The sequence below is a fragment of the Streptomyces sp. NPDC029296 genome, assembly GCF_055569255.1.
Genome location: NZ_JBVHXT010000025.1, coordinates 85,541 through 95,981, shown reverse-complemented (window position 1 = coordinate 95,981; position 10,441 = coordinate 85,541). Strand labels below are relative to the sequence as shown.

The following is a 10,441-nucleotide window of genomic DNA, read 5'->3' as shown; positions in this document are numbered from 1 at the left end:
CTTTCCCGGGCCGAGAAAAAACACCGCGCCCCCCCCCGGGGGAGGGGGGGGGGGGGGCGGGGGCCCCCCCCCCCCCCCCCCCCCCGGCACGGTGATCAGTTCTCCTGGGCCAGGCGCTTGTTGATCTCGCCCTCGACCTGCTTGGCGGCCTCCGCCGGGGACTTACCGTTCAGCACGGACGTCATGTAGGACTTGATCGGGTTGGGGTTGTTCTCCACCGCGCCCCACTCGGGGATCAGCGGGGTGGTGCCGCCGACCGCGGCGCCCGGGGCGATGGCCTCGGCGACGAGGTTGCCCTTCAGGTTGGACTCCAGCGCCTTCTTGTTCGGGATGACGCCGTTGAGCTTGGCCAGTTCGCCCTCGTACTGGTCGGACAGGGCGATCCTCAGGAACTCCTTGGCCAGCTCCTGCTTCTTGCTGCCCGCGGCGACGGCGAGGTTGGAGCCGCCGAGGAAGACGCTCTCGGGCTTGGCCGCGGTCTCGCCGGGGATCGGGAAGTAGCCGAGGTCCTTCTCGATGTCCTTGTTGGCGGCGACCGCCGTGGCGGCCTCCCAGCCCATGCCGATGAAGGCGCCGGTCTTGCCGTTGGCGAACACCTCGCCCTGCTGCGGGGTGGCCTCGTCCTTGTCCTTGGGGGCCTTGGAGTAGGAGGCGTACTTCTTGTAGATCTCCATGGCCTTGGCGACCTTGGGGTCACCGAGGTTGGAGACGTACTTGTCACCCTGCTTCTTCACCAGGTCGGCGCCCTGGCCGATGGTCAGGCCGTCGAAGAAGTACCAGTTCTGGCCGGGCATGTAGATCGGCTCGGCCTTCGTCTTCTTGCCGATGGTCTCGAGGTCCTTGAAGAACTCGTCCCGGGTCTTGGGGATGTCCTTGATGCCGGCCTCGGCCCAGATCTTCTTGTTGTAGATGACCACGCGGCTGGTGAAGAACCAGGGCGCGGCGTACTGCTTGCCGTCGTAGACGGAGGACTCGGAGACCGCCGGCGTCCAGTCGGTGCCGATCTCCTTCTTCAGGTCGTCCAGCTCGGCGAGACCGCCGGTGGCCGCGTAGGCCGGGGTCTGGGTGTTGCCGACCTCGATCACGTCCGGCGGGGTGGACTCGGAGAGGGCGGTGGTGATCTTCTGCTGGATCCCGTCCCACTTCTGCGTCTCGAACTTCACCTTGGCGCCGGTCTTCTTCTCGAACGCGGCGGAGACGTCCGTGACCCACTGGTCCGGGGTGGAGCCGTCCATCGCCCAGACGGTGAGCGTCTCGCCCTTGAAGCTGTCCGGTCCCGCCTTCTTGCCCTCGTCGCCGTCGTCCCCTCCGCACGCCGACACGGAGACCATCATGCCCGCGATCACGATCGCGGCCGCAAGCTTGCGCTTCACGCCACCCTCCTCAGGGATGCCACTAACCCCCCACGCCCTCGGCGGTGACCTGCGTACGACGCTGTTGCACGTAGGGCTCGGGACCTGGCCACTAATGGTGTAGACCAGTACGGTGGAGCTTGGCCTAGACCTTTTGGAGTGTCAAGGGTGGTTCGGGAAGCCGGTCCGGGCCGTTACGAGAAAGTCACCGGAGCGCGTCCCTCCGCGTTCCGTCCGTTTCGCCCGGCCCGTTCAGTTGGACTAGACCATACGGGAGTTGGTCGCTATAACGGGAGCCCATCGACACAGCCGGGAAGGCAGGCATGACCACCGACGTCAGCAGCGCCCATCCGCACCGGGGGGCGTCCGGCCGCACCGCGCGGGTGCCGAAGTACTACCGGATCAAGCAGCAGCTCCTGACGATGGCCGAAGCACTGCAACCCGGTTCGGCGATGCCCGCCGAACGGCTGCTCGCGGTCCGGTTCGACACCTCCCGGACCACCGTGCGCCAGGCCCTGCAGGAACTCGTCGGCGAGGGCCGGCTCGACCGGATCCAGGGCAAGGGCACCTTCGTCAGCCAGCCCAAGCTGTACCGCACGCTCCAGCTCACCTCGCACACCGAGGACATGCGCGCCCAGGGCCTCACCCCGGCCTCGCAGGTGCTGGACATCGGGGAGGTGCCGGCCGACGAGCAGCTGGCGGGCATGCTGGGCATCGGGATCGGCGAACGGGTGCTGCGCATCGAGCGGCTGCGGCTGGCCAGCGGCGACCCGATGGCCATCGAGACCACCCATCTGTCCGTGCGGCGCTTCCCCGGCCTGCGCGGCTCCCTTGCCACCTACCCGTCGCTGTACACGGCGCTCGCCGAGGTCTACGGCGTCCATCTGGCCGAGGCCGACGAGACCATCGAGACCTCGCTGTCCACCCCGCGCGAGGCGCAGCTGCTGGCCACCGACGTGGGACTGCCGATGCTGCTGCTGTCCCGGCACTCGCGGGACGCGGAGGGCACCCCGGTGGAATGGGTGCGCTCGGTCTACCGCGGCTCCCGCTACAAGTTCGTCGCCGCCCTGCGCCGGCCGGGCGGCACGGTGGTCCGGCGCAGGGCGGCCCCGCCGGAGGGGGACGGGCTCTGACCCGGCGGCAAGCGCGTCTCAGCCCTGGACGAGCGTGACGTCCCGCTCCGACTCCGCGTGGAAGACCGGCAGCAGGACGATGCCCGAGGGGCGCAGCTCCACGACGGTGGCCCGCACCCGCGCCGCTCCCGGCTTCACGGTCTGCCCGTAGGGCTTGCCGGAGTTCTGCCAGCGGTGCTCGGCGCCGTCGCAGCGGGCGGCGCTGCCGCCGATGCCCTGCCGGCGGCCGGTGTCGCCCTGGCCGGCCGAGGAGCCGATGAACGCCGGGCCGGTGGCGCCGGTGCAGCGGTAGCTGCCGGACAGCGTGACCGTGCCGTCGGCGGCGATCCGGCCGGTCGGGTCGACGGTGAGGTACTCGCCGGGTGCGGCGGCGGCCGGACCGGCGGCGGCGCACAGCAGGGCCGCGGCGCCGGGGGCGGCGAGCAGGGAACGGCGGACGGGCATGGGATACCTCCCGGTTTCCAGGGGCTGAGGGCTTCCACTGGTACCGGGCGGCCAGGCCGGCGGACGTGACCGTCACCCCTGCGGTGGCGCGTCCGTGCTCCTGACGGTTGTGCGGGGCGGGCGGCGGCCCGCGGATCAGGGCAGTACGGCGAACCCGTCCAGCTCCACCAGCGCCCGCTCGTCCCACAGCCGTACGACCTGGACGACGGCCATCGCCGGGTAGTCGCGCCCCGCCGACTGCCGCCAGATCCGGCCCAGTTCGGGCGCGTGGTCGCGGTAGGCGGCAAGGTCCGTGGCGTAGACGGTGACCCGGGCCAGGTCGGCGGGGGTGCCGCCGGCCGCGCGCAGGGCGGCGAGGAGGTTGCCGAGGGCCCTGCCGAACTGCTCGGGCAGCGTCTGTCCGCAGATCTCGCCGTCGGCGTCGAGGGCGGTCTGGCCGGCCAGGAACACCACGCGGGAGCCGGTGGCGACGACGGCGTGGCTGAAGCCGGTGGGCGGGGACAGCCCGGGCGGGTTGACGCGCTCGGCCGTCATCGCGCCCCCTCGGCCGCCGTGGCGTACAACTCCTTGGCGATGATGCCCCGTTGGACCTCGCTGGCCCCTTCGTAGATGCGCGGCGCGCGCACCTCGCGGTACAGGTGTTCCAGGAGGTGGCCGCGGCGCAGGGCGCACGCGCCGTGCAGCTGGACGGCGGTGTCGACGACGTACTGCGCGGTCTCGGTGGCGAGCAGCTTGGCCATCGCGGCCCGCCGGGGCACGTCGGCGGCCCCCGCGTCGTACGCCGCGGCCGCCGCGTACACCATCAGCCGGGCCGCCTCGGTGCGCAGGGCCATCTCGGCGACCTGGTGGGACACGGCCTGGAGGTCGCGCAGGGTGCCGCCGAACGCCTCGCGCCGGCCGGTGTGCCCCACGGTCGCGTCCAGCGCGGCCTGGGCCATGCCGACCGCGAAGGCGCCGACGCTGGGGCGGAAGAGGTTGAGGGTGCCCATGGCGACGGCGAAGCCGCGGTCCGCCGCGCCGAGCAGGTCGGCGGCGGTGACGGGCACGGCGTCGAAGTCCAGGGCGCCGACGGGATGCGGCGCGAGCATCTCCAGCGGGCGGCCGGTGAGCCCGGGCCGGTCGGCGGGGACGAGGAAGGCGGACACCCCGCGGGCTCCGGCGCCGGGCGTGGTGCGGGCGAAGACGGTGTAGAAGTCGGCCTCGGGGGCGTTGGAGATCCAGCACTTGGCGCCGGTGAGCCGCCAGCCGTCGCCGTGGGGGTCGGCGGCGAGGGACAGCGCCGCCGCGTCCGACCCGGCGCCGGGCTCGCTGAGCGCGAAGGCGGCGACCGCGCTGCCGTTGGCGACCCGCGGCAGCCAGCGCGCCCGCTGGGCCGGGGTGCCGTGGGCGTGCACCGGATGCGCGCCGAGGCCCTGGAGGGCGAGGGCGGTCTCGGCCTCGGTGCAGCCCTGCGCGAGGGACTCCCGCATCAGGCACAGGTCCAGCGCCCCGGAGTCGAAGAGCCGGGCGAGCAGGCCGAGCCGGCCGAGTTCGGCGAGCAGCGCCCGGTCGACGCGGCCGGGCGTGCCCCGGTCGGCGAGCGGGCGCAGCCGCCCGGCGGCCAGCGCGCGCAGCTCGGCGCACCAGGCGGCCTGCTCCGGCGCGAGTGCGAATGCGGACACGGCCGTTCCTCCCTCCGGGGCGGTTCCGGCACCCTCGCCCGCCCCTTCCGACGGTATCGCGGACCGTTGACTGTCGTCACCAAGGCGATACGCTCAAGGCGCGAGCCCACCAGGAAGCCCGTTCGGGCGGCCGGCCCGGACCTCCGTCACGGCAAGGGGGCGCACCGCCATGCATCTCTCGGCCCATGTCGACACGTTCGCGCGCGACCATCTGCCCCCGCCGCACGAATGGCCCGAGCTGCGGTTCGACCTGCCGGAACTGCGCTATCCGGCCCGGCTGAACTGCGCCGCGGAACTGCTGGACCACGCCGAGGAGTCCCGCCCGGTGTTCCGCACCCCCGCCGGCCCCGCCTGGACCTACGGCGAACTGCGCGCCCGTGTCGACCGGATCGCGCATCTGCTCACCGGCGCGCTGGGCGTGGTCCCCGGCAACCGGGTGCTGCTGCGCGGCCCCACCACGCCGTGGCTGGCCGCCTGCTGGCTGGCCGTGCTGAAGGCGGGCGCGGTCGCGGTCACCGTGCTGGCCCGGCAGCGCCCGCAGGAGCTGGCGGCCCTGTGCGCGATCGCCCGGATCGGGCACGCGCTGTGCGACGTCCGGTCGGTGGAGGACCTGGCGAGGGCCGCCGTACCGGGGCTGCGCGTCACGACGTACGGCGGTGACGGCCCCGACGACCTGCTGCGCCGCCCGGCCCCCGCCGCCCCCTATCCGGCGGTGGACACCGCCTGTGACGACGTCGCCCTGATCGCGTTCACCTCGGGCACCACGGGTCGCCCGAAAGGATGCGTGCACTTCCACCGGGACGTGCTGGCGGCCGCCGACACGTTCTCCCGTCATGTGGTGCGCCCCCATGAGGACGATGTCTTCGCCGGCAGTCCCCCGCTCGGCTTCACCTTCGGCCTCGGCGGGCTGGTGGTCTTCCCGATGCGCGCCGGCGCCAGCAGCCTCCTGCTCGAACGGGCGGGCCCTGGGCAGCTGCTGCCCGCCGTCGCCGCGCACCGCGTCTCCGTGCTGTTCACCGCGCCGACCGCTTACCGGGCGATGCTGCGCGACCTGGACGGCCACGACCTCTCCTCCCTCAGACGCTGTGTGTCGGCCGGCGAGAACCTGCCCGCGGCCACCTGGCACGCCTGGTACGAGCGCACCGGCCTGCGCCTGATCAACGGCATCGGCGCCACCGAGCTGCTGCACATCTTCCTGTCCGCCGCCGACGAGCACGCCCGGCCCGGCACCACGGGCCTGCCGGTGCCCGGCTGGCAGGCCCGCGTCCAGGACGCCGACGGCCGGCCCGTGCCCGACGGCGAGCTGGGGCTGCTGGCCGTGCGCGGCCCGGTCGGCTGCCGCTATCTCGCCGACCCGCGGCAGCGGGAGTACGTGCGCGGCGGCTGGAACATCACCGGCGACACCTATGTCCGCGAGCGCAGCGGCCACTTCCGGTACGTGGCCCGCGCCGACGACATGATCGTCTCCGCCGGGTACAAGATCGCGGGACCCGAGGTGGAGGAGGCGCTGCTGCGCCATCCCGACGTGGCCGAGGCGGCGGTCGTCGGCCGCCCCGACGAGGACCGCGGCCAGGTGGCCGTCGCCTACACGGTGCTGCGCCCCGGCGCCCGGCGGGACCCGGAGGCGCTGCGCGCGTTCCTCACCGCCGAGCTGGCGCCCTACAAATGTCCGCGCGCGTTCGTCTTCCTCGACGCGCTGCCCCGCACGGCCACCGGCAAGGTGCAGCGGTTCCGGCTGCGCACCGGAGGTGACCAGCAGTGATGCCGACGACCTAAAATGATCAACGTGTCCGAGCAGCACGCCCCCAGGTCCCTCATCGTCACGCTCTACGGCGCGTACGGCCGCTCCATGCCCGGCCCGGTGCCCGTCGCCGAGCTGATCCGGCTCCTGGCCGCCGTAGGCGTGGACGCCCCCTCCGTACGTTCCTCGGTGTCCCGGCTCAAGCGGCGCGGTCTGCTGCTGCCGGCCCGCACGGAGTCCGGCGCCGCCGGGTACGAACTGTCCGCCGAGGCCCGCCAGCTGATGGACGACGGCGACCGGCGGATCTACGCGGGCAGCCCGGTGGCGGACGAGGGCTGGGTGCTCGCGGTGTTCTCGGTCCCCGAGTCGGAGCGGCAGAAGCGGCACGTGCTGCGCTCCCGGCTGGCCGGCCTGGGCTTCGGCACCGCGGCGCCGGGGGTGTGGATCGCCCCGGCCCGGCTGTACGAGGAGACGGAGCACACCCTGCGCCGGCTGCGGCTGGACGCGTACGTGGACTTCTTCCGGGGTGAGCACCTGGGCTTCGCGCCCACGGCCGAGGCGGTGGCCCGCTGGTGGGACCTGGCCGCGATCGCCAAGGAGCACGAACGCTTCCTGGACCGGCACGCGCCGGTGCTGCGGGCCTGGTCCCGCCGCGCCGACACCCCGCCGGAGGCGGCCTACCACGACTACCTCCTCGCCCTCGACTCCTGGCGCCACCTGCCCTACACCGACCCGGGCCTGCCCACCCGCCTGCTCCCGCCCGACTGGCCCGGTGTCCGCTCGGCGGAGGTCTTCCGGGGCCTGCACGAACGCCTGCGGGACGCGGGGGCGCGGTTCGCGGGGCTGTGAGGGCTCCTCAGCCCTCCAGGGACAGGCGGGGTCTGGGCGCGTCGGTGCGGCCGGTGCGCGGGGGGCGGCTGCCCGCGCGGTAGGGGGCGGGCCAGGGGGCACCGGGGCCCTCGTAGCCCTGTTCGGCCGCCGCGTGCAGGGTCCAGTGCGGGTCGTACAGGTGCGGGCGGGCCAGGGCGCACAGGTCCGTGCGGCCTGCCAGGATCAGCGAGTTGACGTCGTCCCAGGAGGAGATCGCGCCGACCGCGATGACGGGGACGCGGACCTCGTGCCGGATCCGGTCGGCGAACGGCGTCTGGTACGAACGCCCGAACTCCGGTTTCTCCTGGGCCACCACCTGCCCGGTGGAGACGTCGATGGCGTCGGCGCCGTGCGCGGCGAAGGCGCGGGCGATCTCCACGGCGTCCTCCGCGCTCGTCCCGCCGTCGGCCCAGTCGGTGGCCGAGATCCGGACGGTCATCGGCCGCTCGGCCGGCCACACCCCGCGGACGGCGTCGAAGACCTCCAGCGGGAAGCGCAGGCGCCGCTCGGGGGAACCGCCGTAGGCGTCGGTGCGGAGGTTGGTGAGCGGGGAGAGGAAGCCGGAGAGCAGATAGCCGTGGGCACAGTGCAGTTCGAGCAGGTCGAACCCGGCCCGGGCGGCCCGCCAGGCGGCCGCCGTGAACTGCTCGCGGATGTCGGTGAGCTGGGCCCGGGACAGCTCGCGCGGTATCTGGCCGCCCGGCCGGTACGGCAGCGGGGACGCGGCGACGACCGGCCAGTTGCCGGTGGGCAGCGGCTCGTCCATGCCCTCCCACATCGGCTTCGTGGACCCCTTGCGCCCGGAGTGCCCGAGCTGGACGCCGATCGCGGTGCCCGGGGACTGGCGGTGCACGAAGTCGGTGACGCGCCGCCACGCCTCGGCCTGCCGTCCGGTGTAGAGGCCGGCGCAGCCGGGGGTGATGCGGCCCTCCGGGCTGACGCACACCATCTCGGTCATCACCAGGCCGGCCCCGCCGAGGGCGCGGGCACCCAGATGGACGAGGTGGAGGTCGCCGGGGACGCCCTCGGCGGCCGAGTACAGGTCCATCGGCGACACCACGACCCGGTTGCGCAGGGTCAGGCCGCGCAGCCGGAACGGGGTGAACATCGGGGGTGTGCCGGGCGGGCAGCCGAACTCGCGCTCGACGGAATCGGTGAAGCGGGCGTCGCGCATCCGCAGGTTGCCGTGGGTGACGCGGCGGGAGCGGGTGAGCAGGTTGAAGGCGAACCGGCGGGGCGGCTGGCGCACGTACAGCCGCAGGTTCTCGAACCACTCCAGGCTGGCCCGGGCGGCCCGCTGGGTGGAGGCGACGACGGGTCTGCGCTCCTCCTCGTAGGCCGCGAGCGCGCCCGGTACGTCCGGCTGCTCCGCCAGGCAGGCGGCGAGGGCGAGGGCGTCCTCGACGGCGAGCTTGGTGCCGGAGCCGATGGAGAAGTGCGCGGTGTGCGCGGCGTCGCCGAGGAGGACCACGTTGCCGTGCGACCAGCGGTCGTTGACGACCGTACGGAAGGTGGTCCAGACGGAGTTCCCGGCGCGCAGCGGACGGCCGCCCAGGGCGTCGGAGAAGAGCTTGGCGCAGCGTTCGGCGGACTCGCGCGGGGTGAGTTCGTCGTACCCCGCGGCCCGCCAGACCTCCTCGCGCATCTCGATGATCACGGTGGAGGCGCCGCATCGCTCCTGCGGCCCGGGGGGCCTCGTCGAGTGGTGGTCGGGGGACGGGCGGGCGTAGGGATAGCCGTGCAACTGGGTCACGCCGTGCTCGGTCTCGGCGATCTCGAAGCGGAAGGCGTCGAAGGCGAAGTCGGCGGCGAGCCAGATGTAGCGGCAGCGGTGCGCGGTCACCTGGGGGCGGAACACATGGGCGTACGTCTCGCGGGTGGTGCTGTGCACACCGTCGGCGGCGACGACGAGGTCGTACTCGGCGCGGAGGGAGTCCGGGTGGGGGGCCTCGGTGCGGAAGTGGATCCGAACGCCGAGGGAGTGGCAGCGCTGGTGCAGGATCCGCAGGAGCCGGTGGCGGCCGAGCGCGGCGAAGCCGTGGCCGCCGGAGCGGTGGCGTGTGCCCCGGTGCACGATGTCGATGTCGTCCCAGCGGACGAGGTCCCGCCGTAACGCCTCGTGGACGACGGGGTCGGCGTGTTCTATGCCGCCGAGCGTCTCGTCGGAGAGGACCACCCCGAAGCCGAAAGTCTCGTCGGGGGCGTTGCGTTCCCAGACGGTGATGTCACGGGCCGGGTCCAGGCGCTTGAGGAGGGCCGCGGCGTACAGTCCGCCGGGGCCGCCGCCGATGACCGCCACGCGCAGGGGGTGGTGCGTCGTCGGCGGGCGCGGGTCGTCCGTGGCCGGCATCCGCGCTCACCTCCCCCGCCACTTCGGTGCGCGCTTTTCCGTGAAGGCCGTGTGGAACTCCGCGTAGTCCTCGCCCGTCATCAGCAGGGCCTGGGTGGCGGCGTCCAGTTCGACCGAGGCCGCCAGGGGCATGTCCAGTTCGGCCGTGAGCAGGGCCTTGGTCTGGGCGTGGGCCAGGGCCGGGCCGTCGGCCAGGCGGCGGGCCAGGGCGGCGGCGGTCTCGTCGGCCCGGCCCTCCGCCGCCAGTTCGCTGATCAGGCCGATCCGCTCGGCCTCGGGGGCCCGTACCGGGTCGCCCAGCATGAGCAGGCGGGTGGCGTGGCCGAGGCCGACGACCCGGGGCAGCAGATAGGCCGCGCCCATGTCGCCGCCGGACAGGCCGACCCGGGTGAAGAGGAACGCGAACCGGGCCGAGGGGTCGGCGACCCGGAAGTCCGCCGCGAGGGCGAGGACCGCGCCGGCGCCGGCCGCCACGCCGTGCACCGCGGCGACCACCGGGAAGGGGCACTCGCGGATCGCCCGCACCACCTGCCCGGTCATCCGGTTGAAGTCGAGCAGCCGGGCGGTGTCCATGGCGAGGGTGGCGCCGATGATCTCGTCCACGTCGCCGCCGGAGCAGAAGCCGCGGCCCTCCCCGGCCAGCACCAGGGCCCGCACCGCGCGCTCCCGGGACAGCTCGGCGAGCAGGTCGCGCAGGTCGGCGTAGGCGCCGAAGGTGAGGGCGTTGAGTTTCTCGGGGCGGGCGAGGGTGACGGTGGCGACCTGGTCGGCGATCCGCACCCGCAGATGCTCCCAGTCGGCCGTGCGGGCGGCCGAGCCGGTGAAGGGACTCATGACGTGCGGCCTCCCTGGGCGACGGCGCCGTACGTTGCTGCCCCTCGAAGTTATCA

General features: G+C 73.7%; 9 protein-coding genes. 3 read left to right on the top strand and 6 right to left on the bottom strand.

What is annotated here, in order from left to right; translation table 11 throughout:
• Positions 1-95: 95 nt before the first annotated feature.
• Positions 96-1,373, bottom strand: coding sequence for an extracellular solute-binding protein (locus tag ACZ4W9_RS22455; RefSeq protein WP_467938490.1), 1,278 nt, complete (start codon positions 1,371-1,373; stop codon positions 96-98).
• 302 nt (positions 1,374-1,675) lie between these two features.
• Between ACZ4W9_RS22455 and ACZ4W9_RS22450 the strand changes: the two genes are divergently transcribed.
• Positions 1,676-2,485, top strand: a complete 810-nt coding sequence (locus ACZ4W9_RS22450; protein ID WP_467938488.1) for a GntR family transcriptional regulator — start codon at positions 1,676-1,678, stop codon at positions 2,483-2,485.
• Positions 2,486-2,503: 18 nt separating this feature from the next.
• On the opposite strand, the gene ACZ4W9_RS22445 is transcribed toward ACZ4W9_RS22450, so the two are convergent.
• From ACZ4W9_RS22445 to ACZ4W9_RS22435, 3 genes are all read right to left on the bottom strand, one after another.
• The gene (locus ACZ4W9_RS22445) at positions 2,504-2,929 is read right to left on the bottom strand and encodes a DUF6299 family protein (RefSeq protein ID WP_467938486.1); all 426 of its coding nucleotides are present in this window, start codon (positions 2,927-2,929) and stop codon (positions 2,504-2,506) included.
• Between the two features lie 135 nt (positions 2,930-3,064).
• On the bottom strand, positions 3,065-3,463 hold the full coding sequence (locus tag ACZ4W9_RS22440) for a RidA family protein (protein ID WP_467938484.1): 399 nt from the start codon (positions 3,461-3,463) through the stop codon (positions 3,065-3,067).
• Positions 3,460-4,590 carry an acyl-CoA dehydrogenase family protein gene (locus ACZ4W9_RS22435; RefSeq protein ID WP_467938482.1) on the bottom strand — a complete coding sequence of 377 codons (1,131 nt, stop codon included), beginning with the start codon at positions 4,588-4,590 and terminating at the stop codon, positions 3,460-3,462. The genes ACZ4W9_RS22440 and ACZ4W9_RS22435 overlap by 4 nt, the downstream gene beginning before the upstream one ends.
• A 169-nt stretch (positions 4,591-4,759) precedes the next feature.
• Between ACZ4W9_RS22435 and ACZ4W9_RS22430 the strand changes: the two genes are divergently transcribed.
• Positions 4,760-6,352 (top strand): AMP-binding protein, encoded by a 1,593-nt coding sequence (locus tag ACZ4W9_RS22430; RefSeq protein WP_467938480.1) that lies wholly within the window; start codon positions 4,760-4,762, stop codon positions 6,350-6,352.
• Between the two features lie 15 nt (positions 6,353-6,367).
• The gene (locus tag ACZ4W9_RS22425; RefSeq protein WP_467938478.1) at positions 6,368-7,180 is read left to right on the top strand and encodes a PaaX family transcriptional regulator; all 813 of its coding nucleotides are present in this window, start codon (positions 6,368-6,370) and stop codon (positions 7,178-7,180) included.
• A 7-nt stretch (positions 7,181-7,187) separates the two neighbouring features.
• Here ACZ4W9_RS22425 and ACZ4W9_RS22420 read toward each other — a convergent pair whose 3' ends face one another.
• Together ACZ4W9_RS22420 and ACZ4W9_RS22415 are read right to left on the bottom strand one after the other, a co-directional pair.
• Positions 7,188-9,551 (bottom strand): bifunctional salicylyl-CoA 5-hydroxylase/oxidoreductase, encoded by a 2,364-nt coding sequence (locus tag ACZ4W9_RS22420; RefSeq protein WP_467938476.1) that lies wholly within the window; start codon positions 9,549-9,551, stop codon positions 7,188-7,190.
• 6 nt (positions 9,552-9,557) lie between these two features.
• The gene (locus ACZ4W9_RS22415) at positions 9,558-10,385 is read right to left on the bottom strand and encodes an enoyl-CoA hydratase family protein (protein WP_467938474.1); all 828 of its coding nucleotides are present in this window, start codon (positions 10,383-10,385) and stop codon (positions 9,558-9,560) included.
• Positions 10,386-10,441: the final 56 nt, after the last annotated feature.